This window comes from Eubacterium sp. BL-380-WT-2B (assembly GCF_009696115.1).
In the GTDB taxonomy this organism is placed as follows: domain Bacteria; phylum Bacillota; class Clostridia; order Eubacteriales; family Eubacteriaceae; genus Eubacterium; species Eubacterium callanderi.
On sequence record NZ_VUMP01000001.1, the window covers coordinates 17,021 to 42,305 of the forward strand.

Annotated in this window: 29 protein-coding genes and 2 pseudogenes; 29 read left to right on the plus strand and 2 right to left on the minus strand. The window is 47.3% G+C overall.

The window, feature by feature from the left end:
* The first annotated feature begins 41 nt into the window (after nt 1–41).
* From FYJ53_RS00115 to FYJ53_RS00155, 9 genes and pseudogenes are all read left to right on the plus strand, one after another.
* On the plus strand, nt 42–203 hold the full coding sequence (locus FYJ53_RS00115) for a hypothetical protein (RefSeq protein WP_154556853.1): 162 nt from the start codon (nt 42–44) through the stop codon (nt 201–203).
* Nucleotides 184–630, plus strand: a complete 447-nt coding sequence (locus tag FYJ53_RS00120) for a DUF3846 domain-containing protein (RefSeq protein WP_154556854.1) — start codon at nt 184–186, stop codon at nt 628–630. The genes FYJ53_RS00115 and FYJ53_RS00120 overlap by 20 nt, the downstream gene beginning before the upstream one ends.
* Nucleotides 631–777: 147 nt before the next feature.
* Nucleotides 778–1,104, plus strand: coding sequence for a plasmid mobilization relaxosome protein MobC (mobC, locus tag FYJ53_RS00125; RefSeq protein WP_154556855.1), 327 nt, complete (start codon nt 778–780; stop codon nt 1,102–1,104).
* A gap of 1 nt (nt 1,105) precedes the next feature.
* A complete protein-coding gene (locus FYJ53_RS00130; protein WP_154556856.1) occupies nt 1,106–2,464 on the plus strand; it encodes a relaxase/mobilization nuclease domain-containing protein in 1,359 nt (452 codons plus the stop codon).
* The gene (locus tag FYJ53_RS00135) at nt 2,448–3,335 is read left to right on the plus strand and encodes a PcfB family protein (protein WP_154556857.1); all 888 of its coding nucleotides are present in this window, start codon (nt 2,448–2,450) and stop codon (nt 3,333–3,335) included. Before FYJ53_RS00130 ends, FYJ53_RS00135 begins: the two co-directional genes overlap by 17 nt.
* On the plus strand, nt 3,332–4,219 hold the full coding sequence (locus FYJ53_RS00140) for a hypothetical protein (protein WP_154556858.1): 888 nt from the start codon (nt 3,332–3,334) through the stop codon (nt 4,217–4,219). Before FYJ53_RS00135 ends, FYJ53_RS00140 begins: the two co-directional genes overlap by 4 nt.
* A gap of 8 nt (nt 4,220–4,227) precedes the next feature.
* Nucleotides 4,228–4,422, plus strand: coding sequence for a hypothetical protein (locus tag FYJ53_RS00145; protein WP_154556859.1), 195 nt, complete (start codon nt 4,228–4,230; stop codon nt 4,420–4,422).
* A pseudogene (locus tag FYJ53_RS00150) lies at nt 4,412–5,914 on the plus strand (VirD4-like conjugal transfer protein, CD1115 family); the annotation flags it as partial. The gene FYJ53_RS00145 and the pseudogene FYJ53_RS00150, both read left to right, overlap by 11 nt.
* 95 nt (nt 5,915–6,009) lie before the next feature.
* Nucleotides 6,010–6,393: a TnpV protein gene (locus tag FYJ53_RS00155; protein WP_002593334.1), complete on the plus strand. Its 384-nt coding sequence runs from the start codon at nt 6,010–6,012 to the stop codon at nt 6,391–6,393.
* A 50-nt stretch (nt 6,394–6,443) separates the two neighbouring features.
* On the opposite strand, the gene FYJ53_RS00160 is transcribed toward FYJ53_RS00155, so the two are convergent.
* Nucleotides 6,444–7,292, minus strand: coding sequence for a helix-turn-helix domain-containing protein (locus tag FYJ53_RS00160; RefSeq protein WP_013378564.1), 849 nt, complete (start codon nt 7,290–7,292; stop codon nt 6,444–6,446).
* Nucleotides 7,293–7,633: 341 nt separating this feature from the next.
* On the opposite strand from FYJ53_RS00160, the gene FYJ53_RS00165 reads away from it, so the two are divergent.
* The 18 genes and pseudogenes from FYJ53_RS00165 to FYJ53_RS00245 all read left to right on the plus strand — a co-directional run bounded on the left by FYJ53_RS00165 (nt 7,634) and on the right by FYJ53_RS00245 (nt 22,077).
* Nucleotides 7,634–7,927 (plus strand): hypothetical protein, encoded by a 294-nt coding sequence (locus tag FYJ53_RS00165; protein WP_002594258.1) that lies wholly within the window; start codon nt 7,634–7,636, stop codon nt 7,925–7,927.
* Nucleotides 7,911–8,216 (plus strand): hypothetical protein, encoded by a 306-nt coding sequence (locus FYJ53_RS00170; RefSeq protein ID WP_002594257.1) that lies wholly within the window; start codon nt 7,911–7,913, stop codon nt 8,214–8,216. Before FYJ53_RS00165 ends, FYJ53_RS00170 begins: the two co-directional genes overlap by 17 nt.
* A gap of 425 nt (nt 8,217–8,641) precedes the next feature.
* Nucleotides 8,642–9,886, plus strand: a complete 1,245-nt coding sequence (locus FYJ53_RS00175; protein WP_154556944.1) for a serine/arginine repetitive matrix protein 2 — start codon at nt 8,642–8,644, stop codon at nt 9,884–9,886.
* 15 nt (nt 9,887–9,901) lie between these two features.
* Nucleotides 9,902–10,588, plus strand: a complete 687-nt coding sequence (locus FYJ53_RS00180) for a CHC2 zinc finger domain-containing protein (protein WP_002594255.1) — start codon at nt 9,902–9,904, stop codon at nt 10,586–10,588.
* Nucleotides 10,548–11,906, plus strand: a complete 1,359-nt coding sequence (locus FYJ53_RS00185) for a virulence-associated E family protein (protein WP_002594254.1) — start codon at nt 10,548–10,550, stop codon at nt 11,904–11,906. The genes FYJ53_RS00180 and FYJ53_RS00185 overlap by 41 nt, the downstream gene beginning before the upstream one ends.
* Before the next feature lie 268 nt (nt 11,907–12,174).
* Complete coding sequence (locus tag FYJ53_RS21065) at nt 12,175–12,342, plus strand: hypothetical protein (RefSeq protein WP_002594253.1); 168 nt, start codon at nt 12,175–12,177, stop codon at nt 12,340–12,342.
* A gap of 71 nt (nt 12,343–12,413) precedes the next feature.
* A complete protein-coding gene (locus FYJ53_RS00190) occupies nt 12,414–14,066 on the plus strand; it encodes a recombinase family protein (RefSeq protein ID WP_002594252.1) in 1,653 nt (550 codons plus the stop codon).
* A gap of 116 nt (nt 14,067–14,182) precedes the next feature.
* Complete coding sequence (locus tag FYJ53_RS00195; protein WP_013378568.1) at nt 14,183–15,019, plus strand: ribonuclease III; 837 nt, start codon at nt 14,183–14,185, stop codon at nt 15,017–15,019.
* Entirely contained in the window at nt 15,016–15,603 is a 588-nt protein-coding gene (locus tag FYJ53_RS00200; RefSeq protein WP_002592080.1) for a hypothetical protein, read from the plus strand. The genes FYJ53_RS00195 and FYJ53_RS00200 overlap by 4 nt, the downstream gene beginning before the upstream one ends.
* Nucleotides 15,604–15,677: 74 nt before the next feature.
* On the plus strand, nt 15,678–16,790 hold the full coding sequence (locus FYJ53_RS00205; protein WP_004613374.1) for a hypothetical protein: 1,113 nt from the start codon (nt 15,678–15,680) through the stop codon (nt 16,788–16,790).
* A gap of 80 nt (nt 16,791–16,870) precedes the next feature.
* Nucleotides 16,871–17,329 (plus strand): hypothetical protein, encoded by a 459-nt coding sequence (locus FYJ53_RS00210; protein ID WP_002592082.1) that lies wholly within the window; start codon nt 16,871–16,873, stop codon nt 17,327–17,329.
* A gap of 30 nt (nt 17,330–17,359) precedes the next feature.
* Nucleotides 17,360–17,947 carry a hypothetical protein gene (locus tag FYJ53_RS00215; RefSeq protein WP_013378569.1) on the plus strand — a complete coding sequence of 196 codons (588 nt, stop codon included), beginning with the start codon at nt 17,360–17,362 and terminating at the stop codon, nt 17,945–17,947.
* Nucleotides 17,948–17,987: 40 nt separating this feature from the next.
* Nucleotides 17,988–19,193 (plus strand): hypothetical protein, encoded by a 1,206-nt coding sequence (locus FYJ53_RS00220; RefSeq protein ID WP_154556861.1) that lies wholly within the window; start codon nt 17,988–17,990, stop codon nt 19,191–19,193.
* Nucleotides 19,194–19,262: 69 nt separating this feature from the next.
* Complete coding sequence (locus FYJ53_RS00225; RefSeq protein WP_154556862.1) at nt 19,263–19,808, plus strand: hypothetical protein; 546 nt, start codon at nt 19,263–19,265, stop codon at nt 19,806–19,808.
* A 59-nt stretch (nt 19,809–19,867) separates the two neighbouring features.
* On the plus strand, nt 19,868–20,281 hold the full coding sequence (locus FYJ53_RS00230; protein WP_006775153.1) for an immunity 70 family protein: 414 nt from the start codon (nt 19,868–19,870) through the stop codon (nt 20,279–20,281).
* 217 nt (nt 20,282–20,498) lie between these two features.
* Nucleotides 20,499–20,852, plus strand: a pseudogene (locus tag FYJ53_RS21340) (hypothetical protein); the annotation flags it as partial.
* Entirely contained in the window at nt 20,818–21,171 is a 354-nt protein-coding gene (locus tag FYJ53_RS00240) for a TrbC/VirB2 family protein (protein ID WP_154556863.1), read from the plus strand. The pseudogene FYJ53_RS21340 and the gene FYJ53_RS00240, both read left to right, overlap by 35 nt.
* A 66-nt stretch (nt 21,172–21,237) precedes the next feature.
* A complete protein-coding gene (locus FYJ53_RS00245; RefSeq protein WP_154556864.1) occupies nt 21,238–22,077 on the plus strand; it encodes a hypothetical protein in 840 nt (279 codons plus the stop codon).
* Between the two features lie 26 nt (nt 22,078–22,103).
* Here FYJ53_RS00245 and FYJ53_RS00250 read toward each other — a convergent pair whose 3' ends face one another.
* The gene (locus FYJ53_RS00250) at nt 22,104–22,484 is read right to left on the minus strand and encodes a hypothetical protein (protein ID WP_090414213.1); all 381 of its coding nucleotides are present in this window, start codon (nt 22,482–22,484) and stop codon (nt 22,104–22,106) included.
* A gap of 90 nt (nt 22,485–22,574) precedes the next feature.
* On the opposite strand from FYJ53_RS00250, the gene FYJ53_RS00255 reads away from it, so the two are divergent.
* Together FYJ53_RS00255 and FYJ53_RS00260 are read left to right on the plus strand one after the other, a co-directional pair.
* A complete protein-coding gene (locus tag FYJ53_RS00255) occupies nt 22,575–22,955 on the plus strand; it encodes a PrgI family protein (protein WP_154556865.1) in 381 nt (126 codons plus the stop codon).
* On the plus strand, nt 22,948–25,272 hold the full coding sequence (locus FYJ53_RS00260) for a VirB4-like conjugal transfer ATPase, CD1110 family (RefSeq protein WP_154556866.1): 2,325 nt from the start codon (nt 22,948–22,950) through the stop codon (nt 25,270–25,272). The genes FYJ53_RS00255 and FYJ53_RS00260 overlap by 8 nt, the downstream gene beginning before the upstream one ends.
* Nucleotides 25,273–25,285 lie beyond the last annotated feature (13 nt).

The window sequence follows — 25,285 nt, forward strand, 5'->3', positions numbered from 1 at the left end:
CCAATAAAAGAAATTTTCAAAAAAACGAAGGAGAAAAACACATGAGTACAGCCATTAACCTGAACGAATTGATGAAACTTTATGAGGGGGAGGATGTGGAGATCACATTGATCATCCCCTCATCACCGCTCATTGTGGATGTGGGAGAGCCGTCGGAAACCACCGAAGGGAAAGGAAACGATTATGGAAAACAATACCATTAATCAAAATGAACTAACGAATAAGAAGGATGAAATAACCATCCTGATGATCCGGGCCGGGGAGTGTCCGCAGGAAATGACCATTGAGAACACCCTTGAAGCCAAGCAGAAATTAGTGGATGGATACATTGAAATGTACTATCTTCCAACCGATGACGATGCCGTGATCATCTGTAATGAGGAAGGAAAGATCAATGGTCTGCCCCTGAACCGGGGCATTTTTGATGAAAAAAAGCGGCTTGTTGAGATCATTGCAGGTGATTTTTTTCTTTGTAACGCCCCGAGGGACAGCGAGGATTTTACAAGCTTAAGCCCAAAACAAATCGAAAAATTTTCTGAGCAATTCAAATATCCTGAACAGTTTATACGTCTTAATCGGGAGATTGTCGCTGTTCCGATAAAGGATAAACACAAGGATTATGAGCTGTAACAAAAATTGAATCAGGGGAGCTTTGCGGCGTTAGACTGTCCCAGCAAGCACTGAAAAAGGATAGCCGCCCTCCGGGCACCTCACCTTTTTCGCTTGTTGGGGCGTGCCCCAATCCCCCTTTTATAACATGGATAAGGAGTGAAAAAAATGCGAAAGCGCAACGTTGAAATCCTGTTTCGCCTGACAAGGCGGGAAGCACAGGAACTGGATAAAAAAGTGAAGAAGTCTGGCCTGAGCCGGGAAGCTTTTCTGCGTGCCATGATTGAAGGTTACCAGTTACATGAAAAACCCGGCCCGGCGTTTTATGAAGCCATGCGGCAGCTGTCCGCAATTGGAAACAACCTGAACCAGATTGCCGCCAAGGCCAATGCCCTGGGTTTTGTGGATCAGCCGCTTTATGAAAAAGAAGCCTTGAAGTGGCGGAAGTTCCAGACCGAAGTCAAAGAAAAGTTTCTGGTGCCGGAAAAAAGCTGACATGGCCACCACAAAAATCTGGGACATCCGGGGCCGTCTGGACCGGGTGATTGATTATGCCAAAAATCCGGATAAGACACAGAACAAAAATTATGGCGAAGCGGACCTGCAGGCCCTGCGGGATGTGATGGACTATGTGTCCCAGGACGTTAAAACCGAAAAGCAGTTTTACGTCACAGGTTTGAACTGTTCACCGAAAACCGCCCGGGAGGAGATGACCATCACTAAAAAGCAGTACCGCAAGGAGGGCGGCATCATTGCCTACCACGCCTACCAGAGTTTCAAGCCCGGGGAAGTCACCCCGGAGATCGCCCATGAAATCGGCGTAAAACTGGCAGAGGAATTGTGGGGATCACGGTTTGAGGTGATCGTCGCAACCCATATCGACAAAGCCCACATCCACAATCACATGGTTTTAAATTCCGTGTCTTTTTCAGATGGACTGCGGTACTACGACAATAAAGAGAGCTATCGTAAAATGCGGGAGGTGTCTGACCGCCTGTGCCTTGAATACAAGCTCTCCGTCATCGAAAAGACCATGAACAAGTCCATGCAGTACGGTGAGTGGCAGGCAGAGCGGGAAGGAAAACCCACGTGGCGCGGCCTGATCATAAAAGACCTTGACGATACGATTTCTGAATGTGTGACGCTGCGGCAGTTTCTGTACCGGCTGCGGCAGAAGGGATACGCCATCAAGTACGATGCAAAATACTTCACGCTGAAGCCGCCCGGGAAAGCGCGGTATGTGCGCATTGACCGTAAGTATCCCGAATACAGCTTAACCAACATTGAGCAGCGGATTTTTGAACAGCAGCAGATCAAGCAGCACCGCCCCGGGCCAAAGGCTGCAAAGAAAAAAATGCTTTTGCACGGAAGTCTTGAAAAGGCCCGTCATACCAGCGGCCTGCGGGGCCTTTATCTATACTACTGTTTTAAGCTGGGGGTGTTTCAAAAGAAGAAAGACCGGGAAGCAAGCGCACTGCCGTTTCTGTACCGGGAGGATATACGGAAGATGGAACAAATCAGTCAGGAAGCCCGGTTTTTATGCCACCATCAGATCAGCACCATGGAAGAACTGGAAAGCCATAAGGCAGGAAATGAACAGCAGATAAAAAAACTTTGTACCGAACGGAAAAAGCTCTGGAACAGAACACAGCGCACACCGGATGAAAAAGAGGTGACTAAAATTAAAGCGGACATTGCCGGGCTGAGCGCGCAGATCAAAACACTCAGAAAGGAAGTGAAATATTGTGACGGCATTGCCGCGCGATCCATACCGATGAAAGAAAAAATCAAAGCGGTCAAATTAGAAGAAAAAAATAACGCAAAGGAGAAAAGCAAAAATGAACATAAGCGGTGACGCAGCGGAACAAGTCATCCGCATATCCCTTGAAGGGGCGGATTTTTTGTTACGGCTGACAGGAACAGGCCTTAAGAATCTGGCTTTTCTGTTAATCTCAGCTTTAAAAAGTGCGGACATACACAAGACGAAAGGAAAAACACGGTTAACGACCATGCTGAAATTGGGAAAACCTCTGACCGTCTTTTCGATTAATAACGCCGACCTTGAAGTCTTTGCCAAGGAAGCCAGGCATTACGGGGTGCTTTACTGTGCCCTGGGCAATCCGTCGGGCAGTCCGGACGGTGTGACGGACATTCTGGTAAAGCAGGAGGACGCTGTGCGGATCAACCGGATCGTGGAACGCTTCCAGCTGGCAGCAGTGAATACCGCAGAAATTAAGAGTGAAATTCTGAATGAACGGGAAAGGCAGACCCACGAAGAAGCACAGGCAGAAGAAGCCCTGCTGGATGACCTATTTGGTGCATCAGATCCGGAAGCCAAAGCCGGGGAAGAACAGCTGCTGGATGACCTCTTAGGCTTCGCAGTGTCAAAGGAGGAAAACGCACTGCCCCCAAAGGAGGAAAAACTGGTTTCCAGGAAGGAGGATCAGAAGGCCATACAAGCGGAGAAACCCTATGCCGAAGCCCCTCAGGCCCAGGAACCGGAGAAAAGCTCTCCATCCGGGAACAGCTCAAAGCCGCCCGCCGAAGGAGAATCTAAACCTTCTGTCCGGGCAGAACTCAGAGCGATCAAGGCTGAACAGGAAAAAGCCCGGGCAGAACCCGAACACAGGGCACCGGAGAAGAAGAAAGAAACCAAACGCCGTGAACCAAAGCGGAAAACAAAAAAAGAGATTCCAAAAAAATCGAAGGGAGATAAAACACGATGAGTAACCTATATGACCTGTTTGGTCAGGAAGAAACCGAGCAGAAGCCGAGAAACAACCAAAAGTGGCAGGCTGAGCAGAAGGCCAACCGGGAATACTGCTATGCACAGATTGAAAAGTCCCTTGAAACTGTGGGGAAAAGTCCGGAGCTATTTCAGGGGTATCTGAACGTTCAGGCTAATTTTGAATACTACACTGCCCGTAACGCGCTGCTCATACAGGCACAGCGGGAAACCGCCACCAAAATTGCAGACAACACGGCATGGAAAGAGCAGGGTATCTTTGTGAAACAGTCCGAGATCAGAAACCCGATTTTGATTCTGGAACCCGGAAATCCCTACACCCGTGATGATGGAACAACCGGGCAGTCCTTCAACGCCAAGAAAATGTACGACATCACCCAGACTACCTGTCGGGTGCGTTCTCAAAATATAGGAAAACTGGATGACCGGATGCTGATAAAATCACTCATTTCAAAGGCCCCGGTAAAGATTCTGACCGCCGAAGCCGTCAATCATACGCTGGCCGTGGATTTTGATATGGATAAGGAGTGCGTGGTGGTGGAAAAAGGGCTGGAACCCGATGCCATGTATCAGGGCATTGCTGCCGCTTTAGCCAAGGCTGAACTGGCCTTAAACGGTGAAGATTCTGGGAATATTGACTTTAAAGCCCAGGCCGCCGCTTACATGCTCTGCCGACAGGCAGGCGTTTCAACCGCGTGCTTTGACTTTTCAAAGCTGCCGGATTTCCTGACCAGTGCAGAACCGCAGCAAGTAGGCGCAGAGCTGACCACCATCAAGGATGCCATGGCCGAGGTATCCATGCGGGTGAAGTACAATTTACAGCAGATGGTACAGCCAAAGAGCCGGGCTGACCCGGCACGCTGAGGTAGACCATGAAAGAAGTCAAAAGAATTTTAACCCTTGACCATGTGGAGTACGGCGTTCTGGTCAATGCCCTCAATCAAATGCGCAACGGCCTGATAAGGCAGAAACGGTCAACCGATGCCGTGGACGACCTCTTGCTGAAAACCATCGACGCACCCACAGAAAAGACCGGGAAAAGGAAGGAACGCGGCCATGCAAGATAATTTCAGTAAAAACATCATGCTGTACATCGCCCTCCTTGTGCCAGTGATCGGACTGGCCCTGCGCATTGCCCCCTTCATCGACGAAGGGCTTTATGCCTTTATCCTTAAGTTCCCCGAAGCGATGGAACATCCTTTTAAAATCACATGGTGTGAAAGCAGTTTAAAATCCATCCTGATTCTGATGATTCTATATGTCATGGGAATCGGGATTTTTTATGCCACGAAAAAGAATTACCGCCGGGGCGAGGAGCACGGGAGCGCGAAGTGGGGAGACGCCCGGAGCATCAACCGAAAATACCGGGAGAAACACTTTGAAGATAACAAGCTGTTAACCCAGAACGTCCGCATGGGTCTGGACGGCCATCGGCACCGGAGAAACCTAAACGTGTTGGTCTGCGGGGGCAGCGGGGCCGGGAAAACCCGCTTCTATGCAAAGCCCAATGTCATGCAGGCCAATACCAGTATGGTGATCCTTGACCCCAAAGGGGAGATCCTACGCGATACCGGACAGCTGCTCAGAGAAAAGGGGTATGAAGTCCGCATTCTGGATTTAATCAACATGGAGAAATCACACTGCTATAACCCCTTTGTCTATCTCAAAACCGACAACGATGTGCAGCGGCTTGTGACAAACCTCTTTAAGGCGACGACCGTAAAAGGCGCGCAGTCAAGCGATCCCTTCTGGGATACCGCAGCCAGTATGCTGCTGTTGTCCTTGGTCTTTTTTCTGAAATACGAAGCCCCAACCGAGGAACAGAATTTTCCCATGGTCATGGAGCTGCTCAGAAACGGGGACATCCCCGAAGATGTGGACGGCTATATGTCGCCCCTTGATGAGCTGATGGATCGTCTGGAAGCCCGGGAACCAGATCACATTGCCCTGAAATATTACCGCAATTACCGGAGCGGCGCTGCCAAGACCGTGAAGTCCATCCAGATCACCTTAGCAGCAAGACTGGAAAAGTTCAATCTTGAAAGTCTCTCAGCACTCACAGTGACCGATGAACTGGACTTGGCGAGTATGGGGGAAAAGAAGGTAGCCCTGTTCGCGTTAATTCCGGACAACGACACCTCTTTCAACTTCCTCATCAGCATTTTATACACGCAGCTTTTTCAGCAGTTGTTTTACACTGCTGACCGAAAATATGGGGGGCTGTTACCCGTACACGTGCATTTCATCATGGATGAGTTCGCGAATGTGAGTTTACCCGATGATTTTGAAAAGATATTGTCCGTTATGCGTTCCCGGGGCGTTTCCGTGTCCATTATTTTACAGAACATGGCGCAGCTCAAGGCCCTGTTTGAAAAGCAATGGGAAAGCATCGCGGGGAATTGCGACACGTTTTTATATCTCGGCGGCAATGAGCAGGCCACACACAAATATGTATCAGAGCTTTTAGGAAAAGAAACCATAGACACCAACACCTACGGAAAAAGCTCAGGTAAGAGCGGGAATTATTCAACAAATTACCAGAACAGCGGCCGGGATATGCCATAATTCATGGTGACGAGTTCAGTTGCCTTGAATAACAGATGAACAGGGACACGATCAACTGGATTCGGATAAAACGAAAACAGGAGGTCGCTATGGAGAAATTGAAAAAGCATATCCATGATGACAGTAACGGTCTGGACTATGTTCTGGTCGGAGACTACTATATTCCAGACTTACAGCTGCCGGAGGAAAGCCGCCCAATCGGACGGTGGGGACGGATGCACAGGGAATATCTGCAAGAGTATTGTCCCGACCGGTACAATGAATTGCTTCTGTCTGGAAAGCTGTGGACATATCTTGCCGATCTGGATGAGCAGGCACAGAACCGTCTGGATTGTATCATTGCCCAGATAAAAGAAACAGAGGGAGTCACGGAGGAATTGAAAGCAAAAGACCAGCTTGCATGGGTCGGTCACATGAACAGCATACGCCACCGGGCAGAGGAAGTCATTCGGTCTGAGATGATTTTCGTCTGAGAAGGTGGAAAAACTGAGGCCATTCACTTTTATAGTGGATGGCCTTTTTGCTACCTGCGCTTTTTCTTTTTTGGCATATAATACGGCTGTGACTTGGCTTTTCCCCGCATATTGTTTGGGTTTTTAAGCAGTTTGGACAGGCTCAGTATCCGCAGAAAAGCCGAAAAGTCCTCGGATGAAATTTTTTCAAAAGGAATCTGCATTTTATCACAGAACTCATGGATCATAGCTTCTGTGTCGGTTCCCATCTGTATGGCCTGTTCAAAATTCTCTTTGACCTCATCCAGTGTTGGCTGTGGGTCGGCTGTGGTCTTGTCTTTCAAATGGGCTTCCCGTATATCCCGGACAATGCTGTCCAGATCATCATGAAGGATATGGCTGTAAAAATCGTTCTCCTGTACCTGACCCAATTCCAGCGTCCGCATATACAGATCATTTTCTCCAGGTGCGTGTTCTTTAAAAATGGTCTGCCGGGTAGCTTCCAGAATCAGATTCATCTGGTTCACCCGCATATCAGCGATCTGGTCAATAAAGATTTCCATATCAACCATCAGCCGCAAAAAATTTGGATGAGTCGCCAGTTCACAAAGCAGGCGGTTGTTGATCTTTCCGCTGCTCAAAAGTTCCACCATAGCGTCACTCAGATGCAGAGCTTGAAGCTCCGTGTTTGGGTGATTTTTATTTTCTGACACGCCCATCAGATAATCAGTGGACACTCCGTAAAACTTTGCCAGTGTCGCAATCGCAAATGGGCTGATGTCTTTGTAGTCATCGCTCTCATATTTCCCCAGTGCCGACTTAGACAGGCCGGTCTGTTCTGCCAGCTGTTCCAGCGTCAGGTGCTTATCCACCACTCGCAGGTCTTTGAGCCGTTCCGGGATTGACAGTTTTGTGTACATCAAAGCACCTCCTTGCCATCGGTTTTTGTTTTTCATTATAGCACATTTCCGAGAGCGTGGAAATATGCGGTTTTCATGTGTTTTTCCTGCGTCTTGGACATACGGGAGCAGCCCTCTTTTTTCGGTAAACTGGTTCTTGTCAGGAGACATAGAACCTTGAAAAATGAATGACCGACTGCAAGGGGGACGACCTCCGGGGAAGTGACGCCACGATAAGAGCGCACCAAAGAGGACAATACGCTGGGAGAGAATCCGGGCAGGAATATTTTGCAGACAGACCGGCAGACAGAAAAATAAACGATGCGGAACATACCGCATCAAATGAATGGAGGTAGATCATTATGAAACTGAATATGAAGGAAAAGAAAATTCTTTACGCTTACGCCTGCCCCAGCCATCACAACACAGTGACAAGGCTGAAATGGCTGACAGCATTGACTGTTGACCCGGAGGCGAAAAGCCAGATGCTTCATCTTGCTCGTAAAATTGAGACAGAGACAGAGGAAAGGTGGTACGAAGCCTTTTACCATCATCTGCGTATGGAGATGGACGAATACCGCCGGATTAGACGCAGTCTGCGTGCGCTGAAAGCAAACACCGATTATGAGGAGGAACTGTATGAGGAAGCTGTCTAAATATGAAAAAGAAACCATCATCAACTGGAATGAGGGCGAGACGATTGCCAGTATCTACACCTTCAATGCCAGCTTGAAACGCAGACTGGAGGATTTCAGCCGGAAGTACCCTCTGCTGTGCCGCTTGGAACGCAGTACGCCGGAAGGTAGCGTGACCTATGTGATGGACAAGTCACGACTTTCGATCCGGCTGGTGCCGCCGTACAGCGAAGAACGGCTGGCAGCTGCAAGGGAGTGCGCAAAAGAGCATGGCTTTCAGGTCATACAGACAGAAGAAAAAATCGCTTAAAATGAGGGCGATTTACGAAAAAATATCGGGTCTGCACCCGCTGTTTTGATCGGCAATTTCCGCAGGCGTATTCTGTATCCACTTCTCGCCTATGGGCGTAAATGTACGGATACGGAGCCGGTGAAACTGGCAAAAACCGCTTCTGCGGTGAAGGCCAGCTTCGCCGGTGCGGGAGTACAGAGGGCAGCCAGCCCTTTGTGCCGGGGTGCAGGGGCGGCAGCGCACTGCTGGGGTCAAGGGGCAATGCCCATTGGCGGGTTGAGGGCAGCCAGCCTCATCGGGTCAAGGGTGAAACGCCTTGCCCAGGGAAAGTTGATGCCTGCGTCAACTTGTACTGGGTATTACCTGACGCAAAACTTCGCAGGTCTGGCGGCTTTGCCGCCCTCCCCAGCCCAGAACATCTTTGCAGGAAGGAGGAAAAATATTTGAAATTAACAAGACACAATGGACGATCTGGGAAGCATGGCACTTACAATCCCCGGCACAATGACCGTCGGTTCGATGTAGAAAATAGCGAACACATTGACGCTGAGCGTGCCAGACAAAATGTGTACTGGGACTGTTACCGGGGCTTTACCACCCACGACTTTCGGGAAAACTCAGAGCAGCCGGATTTCAGCTTTGAGGAAATTGAACGGATGTATTACTACGAGCATTATGCCGACCATGTCAATGCTCAGAACGCCCGGAACGAGAAAACCCGGCACATTGAGCGCAATCGCACTGTGGATGATCTTTTGAAAAATAACAAGACCTGTCCAGAAGAAAGCATCTACCAGATCGGCACTATGGAAGAATCCGTTCCGCCAGAGACTTTAGCGCTCATTGTCAGTGAATTTTATGAGGAATTTGAAAACCGTTTCGGTTCTCATATCCACATTTTAGACTGGGCGCTCCATCTGGATGAAGGAACTCCGCACATCCATGAGCGCCATGTATTTGACTGTGAAAATCGGTATGGAGAGCTGTGCCCCCAGCAGGAAAAGGCGTTGGAGGAACTGGGTATCCCTCTCCCTAAACCGGAACAGCCAAAAGGAAAGCACAATAACCGGAAACAGACTTTTGATGCAGTCTGTCGGATAATCTTATTTGACGTTGCCAAACGGCATGGGCTGCATCTGGAACAGGAGCCGTCTTATGGTGGGCGTGACTATTTGGAAAAGCAGGATTATATCCTGATGAAGCAGAAGGAGCAGCTGGCGACACAGGAGCAAAAGCTGGAGGAACTGACGCTAAAAATTGAGGATGTAGAAACCTTGCTGGAAGATGTTTCCGGTGTAGCCTATGACAAGGCGGTGGAGGTTGTGACCGACAAGGTTCGGGAACAAACCCAGCTTGAAGATATGGAAGTAATTGAGAAATATCGAAAGAGCGTGGTATCGCCCAATGCCAAAAATTCGCCAGAAGTTGTGAAGATAGCGAACACTCTGCTGAGTAGGGTGCGAGAAAAATTACAGCAGTCTGCTGAAAAAGTTCTCAAAAAGGTACAGGCGGTGCTGTTAAAACCGGAGGTCAAACAGGCTGGCAAAGAGCAGATCAAAAATAAAGCCAGAAAATCCATTAAGGAGAAGCTGGCACAAGGCAAACTGGACGCTGATCGGGAGAACCGGGTGCGCTGGGAGCGTGAAGGACGGATTGCTCCAACAAGAAAACAGGATATGGAATTGTGAGGCATCTGATTTTCTATGGAAACCGGATGCCTTTTGCATTGTTTGGAGGTGGAAGAAACGAATGTATTTGAAGCAGTAAAACAGTCTGTTACCACAAGGCAGGCTGCTTTGGTTTATGGAATTTCAGTAGGACGCAACGGGATGGCTTGTTGCCCGTTTCACGATGACAGGCATCCCAGCATGAAGGTGGACAGACGGTTCCATTGTTTTGCCTGTCAGGCAGATGGAGATGTGATTGATTTCACTTCCCGTCTTTTTGGACTAAGCAGTAAAGAAGCTGCCTTAAAGCTGGCAGAGGACTTCTCAATCAGCTTTGACCGCAAAGGCCACGATCCGCCACAAAAGAGAGTAATCAAAAGAAAAATCAGCGAGGAAATGCGATACCGGCAGGCAGAGCAGAAATGCTTTCGGGTGCTGTGCGACTACCTGCGTTTGCTGGAACGATGGAAAGAAGAATATGCGCCCAAACAACCGGAGGATGACTGGAATCCTTTGTTTGTGGAGGCTCTGCACAGGCAGCCATATATCGAATATCTGTTGGATCTTCTTCTGTCTGACAGCATAGAAGAACGAGCTTTTGTAGTTGCTGAGTATGGAAAAGAGGTGAGGAAAATTGAACAGCGAATATCAGAGTTTATCGCCAGCCACCCAGCAGGCTGTGATGAGCGCAGCCGAAGCCATAGCGACGGAACAGAGCGTTGATGAGGTGCGGCAGAGCCTTTCTGTTACCGACAAGGGAAAAACAGCCAACACCATCGACAACTGCCGGATTGTGTTCTGCTGCGATCCACTCCTGCGGGATGCCATCCGGCTTAATCTCCTGACAGACCGGGTAGACATTGTACAGGACTTGGGCTGGCGCAGGAATACCAGCGCTCTGACGGATACTGATGTGAAATATCTTCTCCTCTATTTTGAGAGAAACTATGAGCTGACCAGTGAGAAAAAGATCACGGCTGCCCTTTCTATCGTAGCAAACGAAAATTGTTACCATCCAATTCAGGATGTGCTGAACAGCCTTGTCTGGGACGGTACACCACGCATCCGATCCTGTCTGCACCATTTTCTTGGTGCTGATGAAAGTGACTATGTGGAAGAAATGCTGAAACATTTCCTGCTGGGTGCTATACGCCGGGTATTCCGTCCCGGTTCCAAATATGAGGAAATGCTTTGTTTGGTGGGCGGTCAGGGTGCCGGGAAGTCCACCTTCTTCCGACTGCTGGCGATCCGGGACGAATGGTTCTCTGATGACCTGAAGAAGTTGGATGACGACCGGGTATTCCAAAAGCTACAAGGTCACTGGATCATTGAGATGTCAGAGATGCTTGCCACCAGCAGCGCAAAGAGCATTGAAGAAATCCGTTCCTTTATTAGCCGACAGAAGGAAACCTACCGGACACCTTATGAATCTCAGCCTAAAGACCGGCTTCGGCAGTGTGTGTTCGGTGGTTCCTCGAATACGCTGGACTTTCTGCCGCTGGATCGAGCCGGGAACCGGCGCTTTCTCCCAATCATGATTTACCCGGAGAATGCAGAGGTTCACATTTTGGAGGACGAGGACGCTTCCAGAGCGTATCTGTTGCAGGTATGGGCAGAAGCTATGAGCATTTACCACAGCGGCAAATATTCCATGAAATTCAGCAAGTCCATCCAGCGTCAACTGGTGGAGGTGCAGAAAGACTTCATGCCGGAGGACACCGAAGCCGGACAGATACAGGGATTTCTGGAACACTACACCGGAAACATGGTCTGCTCAAAACAGCTGTTCAAGGAGGCGCTGGGACATACCTTTGATGAGCCGAAGCGGTGGCAGCTCCACAATATCAATGAGATCATGAATACGGTCGTGACCGGTTGGAAGCCTTTTTCCAATCCCCGGATGTTTGCCGGATATGGCAGACAAAAGGGCTGGGAACGGGACACTTCCGGCAACGAACTACCCAGCAACGAAGGTGGATTTGTAGAACTGAGTGAAGAAGAATGTCGTCAGCTGGAACTTCCGCAGGAGTGGATCGCCTGACAAGGACGGTCTGTTGCCGGGATGGCTGCCGGTTGGTTGCCGGGTTCGTTGCTGATAAATTTATGGGTTTGATATAGAAAAAGCCCGCAAGTAAAGGCTTTTTATGATCTATCTATGTTTTCGGCAACGAAAGCAACGAGATTTTATAAGAAAATTTGAAAAGTTAAGAAATCAGGGTCAGACGATAGTTTACAGGTTTTTTGATGTCCGTTGCCGGACTTCGTTGCCGCAACCACCGTCTAATCCCCCTATTCTATGGAGGTAGCCTATGGAGAAAAACAAGAAGCAGAATAAAAAAGTCCAGTTTGTAGTGGTTCGTGAGTTTTCTGGGGACAAAACCATGCGAGAAGCCTTTGAGCAGCTGATCGAGCGTCAGACCTGCGAACACTTTGAGGAATGGCTGGAGCATCGGGAAATGGCACAGAAAGCGGCGTAAAGCAGTTGAATCATGGACAGGGACATGGTATTATAATGATATCGTGTCCCTGTTCATAGAAGGAGAACACTATGAGCAGGAAAAAACAAGTTAATCAGAAAATCACAGCCCTTTATTGCCGTATCTCTCTGGAGGATGGCGGCGATAATGAAAGCATGAGCATCAGCAACCAGAAACTTATGCTCCGGGACTTTGCCGAAAAAAATGGGATGTTCCAGTATGAGTATTATGTAGATGACGGTTATACAGGCCGCAACTTCAACCGCCCCTCTTTCCAGCGCATGATTGCCGATATTCAGGCGGGAAAGATAGGCTGCGTTATCACCAAAGACCTGTCCAGGCTGGGCAGGAATTATATCGAAGCTGGCAGCTATATCGAAATCTTTTTCCCAAAACACAATGTACGCTATATTGCCATTACAGACGGAGTGGACAGCCTGACCCGTCAGGAAATGGACATTACGCCGTTTAAGAATATCCTGAACGATATGTACAGCCGGGATATTTCCAAAAAGGTGCTGGCAGGGCGTATGACCCGTTCCCGGCAGGGGAAGTTTTGTGGTGGGCAGCCGCCCCTCGGTTTGATGCGTGACCCGGAGGATAAGGGACATTTGATCCGTGACCCTGAGACAGCACCGGTAATCCGAAAAATCTATGATATGGCGCTGGATGGCTGGGGATGCATGCGGATTGCAAAGCAGCTCATGGATGATAAAGTCCCGATCACCAGAGTAAAAAGCAACACAGAATGTGATGTAAATTACTATTCATGGGGAAGTGCAAGAATCAGCCATATTCTGCGGAATCCCTTTTATAAGGGCGCACATCTGGTCTGCCGGACACATCAGAAAGGGATTCGCTCCAACACCTATGACATTATCCCTCGTGAGGACTGGGAAATTATCGAGGATTGCCATGAAGCAATCATCTCCCCGGAAGAATGGGAGCAGGTACAGGAAATCATTGACCGCAGACCAACCATTATGAAGGGCAACTCCTGCCCCTTTTATAACCTGTTCCACGGTATCATTTATTGTGCGACTTGCGGAAAGTCCATGCAGGTGCGGTATGAAAAGGTTGGCAGAACCGGAAAGAATCGTTTTACCGGCGAACAGCGAGAACCGATTGATAAGGCGTATTATATCTGCCAGACCTACAACAGGCTGGGCAAGAACGCCTGTACCAGCCACAAGATCGAAGCCAGAGATTTGTACAACCTTGTGCTGAAAGATATTCAGGAACTGGCAAAGACTGCGCTCAAAGATGCCGATGCTTTTTATCAGCGGCTGAGCAGCCGGATGGAGCGCCGGTATCTTCTGGATGCCTCCCAGACACAGAAGGAATGTCAACGACTGGAAAGCAGGAATCGTGAAATTGATGAGATGTTCCTGAGCCTATATACCGATAAGGCAAAAGGAATCCTGACTGAGCAGCGTTTTATGAAGCTGACAGCAACACTGGAACAAGAGCAGGAAGCCAACCAGAAGCGCCTGCAAGACCTACTGTTGATGATGCGCCACTCTGACGAACAGGAAAATGAAGTCCGCACCTTCATCAAAGAAATCCGGCGCTATGCAGCCATTGAAGAACTGGATGAAGCGGTGCTGAACCGGCTCATCAGCAAAATTTTGGTGGGCGAAGTCAAGAAGATTGACGGACAGAAGGTGCAGGAAGTCAGAATCGTTTATAACTTTGTCGGAGAAATCCCGGAGATTACAGCATAATCATTTCGCCTCATCTCTCAATCAGCGAGGGATGAGGCTTTTCTTTTTGTAAAATTGCAATAGATATATTCATAATTTATTTACAATTAAATTCCTAGCCGTACAGCAGAAAAATGATGACGAAAGATGATGCAAATGCTATAATGTTTGCATATAGATATGACAATTTGACCATATCGGAATCTTTATTCAAACAGATGATTGGAGATATTGCTATTATGAGAAATCCATGGCCAATTTTCAGCATTGCGGCTCTCTCCGGAGTTGCGTGCCTGATATATGATCACTTTTTTTCTTACGAGACTATGTGGATTGCTGTTGTAGTGTTTCTTGCACTGCTGGCTCTATGCTTTTTCGCATATTGCAAATATGAACATTGGCTGGCAAAGAAACTTAACCCCTATGTGGTGGCGTATCAAAGCGACCATAATCTTGATAATTTGAAACAGGGATTGGATCGCTGGCGTCCCTGGGCATTCAGCAAACATTCCAAAAATATCATTACAGCGAACTGGTTCTCCGCTCTGCTGGACCAACAGCGCTGGACAGAAGCAGAAGAAATTTTGGAGCAGTTTTTGCATCGAGCAAAAAATACGCAGGATAAAATAGGGTATCACCTGCTTCGGGGAGATTACGCAAGGGCGATCGGAGATACCAAATTAGAGGAACAGGAACGACTTCTAAGCGAACAGCTAAAAACCCAGCTTGGAAACAAAAAGGGAGAATCAAGAGTACCCGCAAACGCCAAAGAGAGTAAATATGCTTTCTTTTGCTGGCTCTCTTTCAGCTTTGGTCTGGCACTGTTCGGAATCATCAGCAATATAGCCACCGGGGACTCTATACTCGGGTCAGTTGGAGCCGGACTTTTTATTTTGGGTTTGTTCTCATTCCCAGTCTGCTTGATCTGGCTGATTCTCTGGTTGATCCGGCGCAGAAAGGAGGTTGTTAAATGACTTATATCCTCCCGGTACTCTATGTAATTGTGTCTTATACATTCTTCCTTTTGGCAGGCTGTTTTGACAATGCGATCAAATTGCAGATATTATCGATCCTTCTGCCTTTTATCATGGGAATCGTCAATTTGATTGTTGTGCTGACCGTAGGAAGAAAGTGGTCAAGAAAGACATTGCTGAACTGCACTTTGATCATCAAGTATGGACTGATCCCGTTCTACCTGGTCGGAGGGAGCATCACCGTATATGTAACGCTGATGGCATTCTTCCCATTGCCGCTGATGGCGTTGTTTGGACTGGTAACCATTGTTTTTTTGATTTTTGGATACGGGATTCTATTAGGGGCAGCTCCCTATGCTATCGCTTATCTGATAAAGTCATGCAAAGACGGCATTCATCCGAAATGGTTGGCGGTTTTAGCTGGAATCTGCCAGTTCTTCTTTTCCTTTGATGTACTTGCAATGATGGTTCTGACATTAAAGGAGCGGCACAGGGTCAAAACGACGATTGCCGTTTTCTGTGCAATGTGTCTTGCGCTCCTGCTTATCGTACTCTATGTGGTCATGACGCTGATAGGAGCATAATCGACCTTTATATAGGATATGAGTTGTTCATACATAAAACAAATTTGATAGAATCGCAGAAAGGATTTACGCTTATGAAAAAACAATGGATTGCTTTACTGACAGGATGTGTGCTGGTATGCAGTATGCTGGCCGGATGCGGCTCAAAACCTCAGACATCAGCTCCGGCAGCTGCGGGCAGCGATAAAGGCTGTACGGATGAGGCCATTCTGTCTCAGCTGAAAAATGACGGGACACCTGAGTTCGTACTGGATGGCACTTACTACACACTTCCTTTGGAAACTTCCCAGCTGATACAAGCCGGCTGGAGTTTGGAAACGGAAGAATATGATGCAGCAGAGGTTTCTCTGCAACCCGGCGAGCGTATTTATGGGGAACTTTCCAAAGACGATCAGGAAATAGATGTTGCAATCGTAAATGCCGGGACAGAGCCATGCAAGCCTGCTGAGGGCGGAACGGTGGTAGAACTGGAATACTCTGCCGATAAGGATCAACCAAATCCTGATTTCTTTGTAACGCTCAATGGGATCAACTGTGCGATGTCCAACGCAGCTTTACAAAAGGCGCTGGAAGGTGTAGACGGATATAAACTGAATTCCGCAGGAAATATCGACATCAATCGTACTGTTGATGATGATGAAATTGCTGTTTATAAAGTCATTCTGGATGATGACTACACAGCAATCACGCTTGCTTCGGACAATGTTTTTGAATACAAGGATTATCAGCCGCAAGAGGTAAAAGAACAGGCATCTAATGAAAAGATTGCCGCTTACAAGGATACTACAAAAGCCGAGATGGAGCCGTATGCTCAGGATTTCAATGCGATCATCGAGGGATATGAAGAAAATATGGTCGTTGGATTTTACAGTGAAGGTACTATTTGGGGCGAAGAAGTCGGTGAATATAAATCTATTGCCGGAACGCCGCTCGCTTCGGATGTGTCTCTCTACATCGCAGAGGATACAACCGGCCAGCTCTACTGTATTGCTAACCAGATTTTGAATGAAGATGGTACTGTAAGCACTGCCATTGAGCTTGAGGAAGGCGATCAGGTCAAGGTTTGGGGTTATGCTTCACAGTATCTGGAATTGCAGGAAGGTCTGAAAATCGTCGTGGTTCAGCCTGGTATCATTGAACGCAACGGCGAACTGGTGATCCTGGACAAAAATTTGAAAGCAGACTAATGCTTTTGAACGCCGGGTGCATCTATCAAAGGATTGCATCCGGCGTTCTCAACTTAAAACAATAATTAGGAGGAACAATTATGCTTACAATGAATGAAAAAGATAAAAATGAAATGCTGGAAGCCATTTTGAAGGAAAACGAAGCCTATCAGTGCAAGTTATGGGCGGTCATCATGGCCGGAGCTGATACCTATGCACTGATTGGAGGACTTTCTACACTGACGGGGGGTGCTGCCGCTGCATTAGGCGCACTGAGCAATGCTTACTGCTATCTGGGAGTTACCGAGAAACACCTGAATATGGTCATTGTAAATTCCGTCAATGTCTCAAAAATTGAAAACCGGCTTTCTCTGCCCTTAAGCAGCATAACAAAGGCAGAAGTCAAGGGTGGGCTGCTGCCCGGAAGAAAAGTCGTAATGCTGCATTTTGGAAAAGAAAAAATGAAAATTTCTTTGATGAACAATGCGATTGGCTCTGATATTCAGGGGCAGAAAGAAAATGTTGAGATGTTCTGCCAGATTGTTTCCAAACTCGGATAACCAGTATTATAAAGTGAGAGGAATCAGAGTATGAAAAAAATCTTAATTGTGTTATTAACTATGGTGTTGCTCCTTGCTGGATGCGGCAAAAATGGGGCTTCATCGCCACAATCTCCCTCTGATGAATCTGTGGCGGATCGGCAGAAACCCTCTTCTTCCGAAACCGAAATATCATCTGAAGATCATGCGATTCCCGGAAGTTATACCGTCCCGGAGGGATGGGAGAAATCTGAGAAGCATTCTACTGATTCGCAGATTTTCTACATAGAGGAAGGTCACGAAAATGATGAAAAGCCGGACAACATATCCATCCATGTAGGAAAGAACAAATATAGTCTGGAGGAGCATGAGCAGTTCCGGGATGCGATCGTCCAACAGATTTTGATGCAGCTGGATGGTATTGAAGCACAACTGAACGGGGATGGAACCTATACCGAGCAGGGAGATCTACTGTATATCTTTACTATCGACGAGGGCGATATTGTCACCACGCAATACTATATTGTAAAGGATTACGGGTTCTGCCTGATCCAGCTTACAAATTTCAGCGGATCAGAAACCACCGAACAGGCCGCCAGAGACATGGTAGATAGCTTTGTTTGGGATACAGAAGGATAAATTGACACAGGAACAGTGATTTTATAGGAAAACGACGAAGATGGAGAAACAAAAACTTTCAGGAAAAACAATTTTGAAGCTGGTAGGGGCACTTTTGGCTCTGGCTTATTTGGGATTTTGTCTCTATGCGGGTATTACCGGGAAATTTCCGAATATGCACAAAGCCGAGCATGTGATGCGTTTCGGTGACCTTAAAAACTGGGTGTCTGGCGGGATATCGGCTGTGATGATTTTTGCCCTGTGTATTACTTCTGCGCTCAATGACCTCAATCTCCAGAAGGGACGCAAAAAATCATTTTTACCGTTTTTTCTTACTATGATTTTGCCAATTATCCTTTTACTGCTTTTGGAGTCTTATCTGGATATTGGTTGGATCGGGATTGCCCTTTATGCCGGTATTGCAGTTTTTCTATTTGGAGTTGCATGGACTCCACAACTGTTGAATCAGTGGATCGCCCGCCGACTTTTGCGTGATGAACCTATGAGCGGCAAACAACAGGTACAGATCATTGAATGGATTCATTTTCATCCGCTGAAAAAGCTGCTGATTTTCGGGCTGTGGGGCTTTGGCGTCGTGCTGGTTCTGCGTGGCATCTGGGTAACGGCAACTGGAAAAATCGAAATGGACGGAGAGCTTTTCCTGTTTTTACTTGGTACAGCAGTTCTGGTTGTGGCGCTGTTTCAGAAAATGAGACGCTATATCTGCGCGCCTTACCGGAACATACCGGTACTGAATCAGATTCTCAGCAAAAATCAGCTGGAGCTACTGCTGGATGGAGAACATTTTGAACCAATAGAGTTTGAAGATGAGGGCATGAAAAAGTATCTGGAAATATACCAAAGCCAGAACTGGATGCTGATTGGCGGTAAGCTGCTCTCAAAAAAGCTGGCTTTATGGTTCACAATGAATCGGTTCAGAAACCATACTTCCTTGAAGGTACTTTACCTGAACGGCATGACTGCCAAAGCGACATTCGATCTGGATATTCGAGGGGACCGGTACAAGGAGTTTACTGCTGTGCTGAAAGAATTGATTGGATACGAAGGCACACTTAAACTGTATGAAAAAGAAGAACAGCTGGCACAGAAATTTGCGTCTTTTTTCCCAGAGCAAACTTCCGAACAGGACCGTGTCGCTGCTTTTCTTTCTCAGGATGTGACGCTGATCCGGCAGGATTACATTCAGACCTTCTCTCCGCCGCCAGATTCCCGAAAGAAAAAACGGAGTAGACGGGAACGGGAATAAAATATTTTCTTCATTTTTCAATGGAGAAAGGCTTACAAAAATAAAGAGAATTTAACTTGGGGGTTACCTATGAACTATGATATGAATATGATTAAATACCGCAAAAATGGTTTTTTTAGAATTGCAGCAGCTATTCTGATTATCTGTTTTACACTATTGGGGCTTACCGCTTGCGCCGGTACTACTGACAGCAAAGATAATAACGATGATAATGCACTGATACAAGGAACATGGGAAATAGATACCGGCTCTGGTGCTGGTTATAAATTCGTTGACGATAAGTTTATGTGGTTAAAATCCATCGAGAATGTTAACGATAACTACTGGTACGGAGATGTTGAGTATTATAAATGTGCTGAAGCAATGGATATAGCAGGACTAACAGAGGAGGAACTTAAGAGCAGCCTGCCAGGTCTTAAACCTGAAAACATTTTTGTAACAAAATTAGATCCCGAAAAAATCATTACCGATGGTGAGGATAAAACTGCTACCAATATGAACGACCAAACCTTATGGACTCGCTTATGGCTTATTGAAGAAAATGAGGACAGTGTTGCTGCGGTAGTGTTTGATTTAGAAACTTTTAGTATGGAGAGCTACACTAAAGTTAAGTAAAAAACAAAAATTAGAAGTTGTGTAATTGAAATGTCACAGATGTATTGGGAGAAAGTGTTATGGTTGGGTTTAAAGTGAAGTATTATTGGTTTCAAATAGGAAGTGAAGATTTTTTATTTTCATTTTTTTCAACGGTTGCTTATAATTTGGAAAATAAAAAATGGGGAACTAAATTTCCAGTCATTATGAACGAATTGTATTTAGGTGAATTAAATAGTTCCCGTATTCCTGAAGCTATCAATGAATTGGAACAGATGAAGCAAGGATTAGCAAAATATTCTCCAAATAAAGTAATATGGAATATAAAAAATCTATCTGCCCAGCCACCGTGGGGAACAAATATCAGCGATGATATAACCGATTTATCAAATTATTTTGTTACAAGTGACGGTGAGGATTTTATTACAATTTTCAATCATGCCTTGCTAAAAGCAGAAGAACTTAATTGTGCACTAAAAATAACAAGTATTTGATATTTACACAACCCCAGTTTGTATAACTGGCAACCCAACCACAATTAAATATTCACAGCTCTACTAAGCAGGAGATCCGAAAAGGTCTCCTGCTTTTTTGCACCCTAAATTAAATGTATCACAGCTAAAACTATCGAAAACAAAATAGGCAGATACCATAAAAGAAGTTTTTCTTTGGATAGTGCTTGTCTTTTTTGAATTCATCACTTGACATTGTGGCAAAGAGCTGATGACACCGGATGAGGTGCGGATGCTCGACAACCGCTATGCCTTGCTCTTTATCCGCGGAGAACGGCCCATCAAAGATGAAAAATACAATTTATTAAAACACCCCAATATCCATCTGACCACCGACGGCGGGATGCCGCCTTATGAACATGGGCGTGTGGATCACGCCGTTGCAAGCATGAGCCTTGTGCCTTATTCGCCGGATATTGTGATTGAGGAAATGGAAATATCCGAAGAAATAACTTGTATGCTCTGGTCGGAGGAAGATTTAGAAGCCTATTTTGAAAAGTTAAAGGAGATACAATTGAATGAACCAAACAACGAAACGAAAAAAGAAGCATAAAGCCCCGACACCCCGTCTGTCTATGAACACTAAAATGCACCGCCGCTTTTCGGTTTATATGGCGGTTGTACTGTGTGTTCTATGTACCACAACCGTGTGCGCTGCCGATGACCCCATTGCCGTGGTCAACAACCTGTCCACTTTTATTTTTGGCCTTGTCCGGGCGGTCGGAATGATCCTCATCGGTTATGGGATTGTGCAGATCGGCTTATCCCTTAAGTCCCATGATCCAAGCCAGAGGGCTAATGGGATCATGACCGTGGCCGGGGGGATCGTGGTCACCTTTGCCAAGGAAATTTTGAATACCATTGCGGGATAGTCCGGTATGGATACAAAGAAAAAAGGGCAGACCGAAACGCTGGCCTGCCCCTGAAAGGAGGATTCAATGGAAAGTGATAACTGGATTGTACAAAATCTGCAAAACTCTCTGGACACATGGAATGGAAAACTGTCGGAAATCTGGCAGCTGCTCACCCAGTCGCCCCAGACTTTTAAGGGCGGCGGCATCTGGGAGGTGATTGTCAACATCAACGGCACCTTACAGGCCATCGGCTACGCGCTGTTGGTGTTGTTTTTTCTGGTGGGCATGGTCAAGACCTGTGGCTCACTGGCAGAGGTCAAGAAGCCGGAGCACGCCCTGAAACTCTTTGTGCGCTTTGCCATTGCCAAGGGCGTCATCACTTATGGTCTGGAACTCATGATTGCCCTGTTCACCATCGTACAGGGGATTGTGTCAAAGATTATGGTGACGGCGGGGCTGGGGGGTGCGACCCAAACCGTGCTGCCGCCGGAGATTGTGGAAGCCGTGGAGAACTGCGCATTTCTTGAAAGCATCCCTTTGTGGGCAGTGACCCTCATCGGGGGACTGTTCATCACCGTACTGTCTTTTGTGATGATCATGAGCGTGTATGGGCGGTTTTTTAAGCTGTTTCTCTACACCGCCATTGCCCCGGTGCCCTTGTCCACTTTTGCGGGTGAACCCAGCCAGAGCATTGGCAAGAGCTTTCTGAAAAGCTATGCGGGTGTCTGTCTGGAGGGGGCGATTATTGTACTGGCCTGTGTGATTTTTTCACTGTTTGCAGCATCCCCGCCACAGGTCAACCCGGACGCTTCGGCGGTCACCATGGTTTGGGCCTATATCGGGGAACTGGTTTTTAACATGCTGGTGCTGGTGGGAACCATCAAGCTTGCGGATCATTGTGTGAAAGAGATGATGGGCCTATAGAAATAAAAAAGGACGCGGTTAACGTCCTAGAATACCGGTTTATCATCTTTGTTATAGCGCATGGTGCCCTCGCTGTCAATATAGCAGTCACGGGTAGAGATACCGCGCTCCCTTGCAGTCCGGGCCTGCCAGGCAATATCTTCTTTCATGGTTTTATAGTATTGCCGTTCGTCCCAGTATTCCTTAAAAGAGCGTATCCAGGAGATCAGGGAAAAACCCAGAAGAATAAAGAGAATGGCAAAAGCCAGTGTTTCATGGGCAGCCGCCCATGGATTGAGAAATGTGCTGATCAGCAGGAAATAGACAACGGGCAGTGTCAGACGGAGCTTTCCAGCAAGCTTCAACACAAATGACAGAACAATGAGCACAATGGTGATGATCAATGAAATAAATGCGACATATACCATGGGGGCACCTCCTATGTATTGGTTTTTATAGTTTTAGTATGGCAGGCTTCGCTCAAAAAGCAAGCCTGTAAAAGCAAAAGGAGATTTTTTATGGAAGTGAAGATAAACCGCGAGATCCGCGAATATACAGAAAGCATGTTTTTCGGACTGTCCATGCGGCAGTTTGTTTTTTCGGTTATGGCCTGTGGAATGGCCGTTGGCCTGTACTTTTTACTGCGGCCTTACTTTGGCATGGAAACCCTGTCCTGGGCCTGTATCTTAGCCGCCGCGCCTTTTGGGGCGTTAGGCTTTATCAAGTACCACGGCATGAGCGCAGAACAGTTTCTATGGGCATGGATAAAAGACCGATTTCTGATGCCCAAAATTCTGATTTTTGATGCAGACAACCTGTATTACTGGATTTTGACCACACCCGTCAAAAAGAGAAAAGATAAAAAAAGAAAAAAGAATAAAGGAGCGAAAAATGATTAAAACACTTAAAAATTTAAACCATCAGGAGAAAGAAAAATTTAAAATTCCAAAAAGCGCACAGCAGGCCGTCCCCATCCAGATCATTTATCCGGATGGGATTTTTTGTATCGGTAAAAATAAATATGCCAAGACTTTTCGGTTTACAGACATCAATTACGCGGTGGCCGGGCGGGAGGATAAGGAAGCCATGTTTTTAGAATATTCAGAACTGTTAAACAGCTTTGACAGCGGCGCGACCACCAAGCTGACCATCAACAACCGCCGCCTGAACCGGGCGGACTTTGAAAAAAGTATTTTGATCCCCATGAAAGAGGATGGACTGGACATCTACCGGAAAGAGTACAACCAGATGTTACTCGACAAGGCCACCGGAACCAACAGCATGATTCAGGAAAAGTATGTGACCGTGACCGTTCTGCGCAAGAACTATGAGGAAGCCAAGACCTATTTTGCCCGTGTGAGCACAGAGCTGACCGCCCACTTCTCCCGTCTGGGATCACGCTGTACAGAGCTTGACGCAGAGGAAAGGCTGCGCGTCCTGCATGACTTTTACCGTACAGGGGAGGAGACAGGCTTTACCTTTGATCTGTTACAGACCATGAAAAAAGGCCATGACTTCCGGGATTTTATCTGTCCAGACACCTTTGAGTTTGAATCGGACTTTTTTAAAATCGGGGATCGATATGGCCGGGTACTGTTTCTGCGCGAATACGCATCCTATATCCGTGACAGCATGATCAGTGAGCTGACACAGCTCAACCGCAATCTCATGCTCAGTATTGACGTGATCCCGGTGCCGACCGATGAAGCCGTGCGGGAGGTGGAGAACCGCCTGCTCGGTGTGGAGACAAATATAACGAATTGGCAGCGCCGGCAGAACCAGAATCAGAACTTTTCTGCGGTTATCCCCTATGATATGGAGCTGCAGCGGAAGGAATCAAAAGAATTTCTGGATGACTTGACCACAAGGGATCAGCGCATGATGTTTGGTCTGCTCACCCTTGTCCATACCGCCAAGAGCAGGAAGCAACTCGACGCGGACACCGATACACTGCTCACCATGGCCAGAAAGCACCTCTGTCAGTTCGCGATCCTGCGCTATCAGCAGCAGGATGGCTTGAACACCGCCCTGCCCATTGGGCACCGGAAGATCAATGCCCTGCGCACGCTGACCACCGAGAGCTTAGCCGTGCTCATGCCGTTTAGGGTGCAGGAGATTATGGACAAGGGCGGTATCTACTATGGTGAGAACGCCATCTCCCACAACCTTATCATGTGTAACAAAGCCAATCTTTTAAACCAGTCCGCCTTTCTTCTGGGCGTGCCGGGCAGTGGGAAAAGCTTCAGCGCAAAAGAGCTGATCGTGTTTCTCGCCCTCGCGACCCAGGATGACATTCTTGTGTGTGATCCAGAGCGCGAGTATGTCTCCCTGATTACAGCCCTCGGAGGTGAAGCGATCCGGATTGCGGCAGGGTCAGAGGATCATATCAATGCCATGGACATGGTGGAGGGTTACGGTGATGGCGGAAACCCCATTGTGGACAAGTCCGAGTTCATTTTATCCCTCTTTGAACAGTTGGACAAAAAAGGACTGGGAGCGAAGGAAAAATCCATCATAGACCGCTGCGTGGCACTGGTCTATGACGATTATCAACGCGGTGGGGAGCTGCCGACCTTATGTGTGCTGCGGGAAAAGCTCATGGATCAGCCAGAGCCGGAAGCCCAAGAGCTTGCCCTTGAACTGGAACTTTTTACCAACGGCAGCCTGAACGCCTTTGCCCATAAAACCAATGTGGACACCCAGAACCGTATGGTGGTCTATGACATCATGGATTTAGGCAAACAGCTCAAAACCATGGGCCTGCTCGTCATTACAGATGCCATGATCAACCGGGTCACGGAGAACTGGAAAAAAGGCAAGCGGACACATCTGTTTTTAGATGAATTTCACGTTGTCTTTGAAAATGAATACTCCGGTGCCTTTTTCAACTCTGCGTGGCGGCGATTCCGGAAGCGTAATGCGTTCCCGACCGCCATCACCCAGAACGTGGAGTATCTTTTAGACAGTGTTTTAGCCAGTACCATGTTGTCAAACTCTGAGTTTATCGTCATGCTGAATCAGGCGGCCAGTGACCGCCAGAAGCTCGCCAATCTTTTGAATATCTCGCGGGAGCAGCTGAGCTATATCACCAATGCGGATGAGGGCTGCGGCCTGATAAGGTATGGGAGTGCCTTAGTGCCCTTTGTCAACAAGTTTCCGAGAAAGACCAGACTGTACAGGTTGATGACGACCAAGCCAGGAGAAGAAACCCTTTGATCCTTCCGGCGTT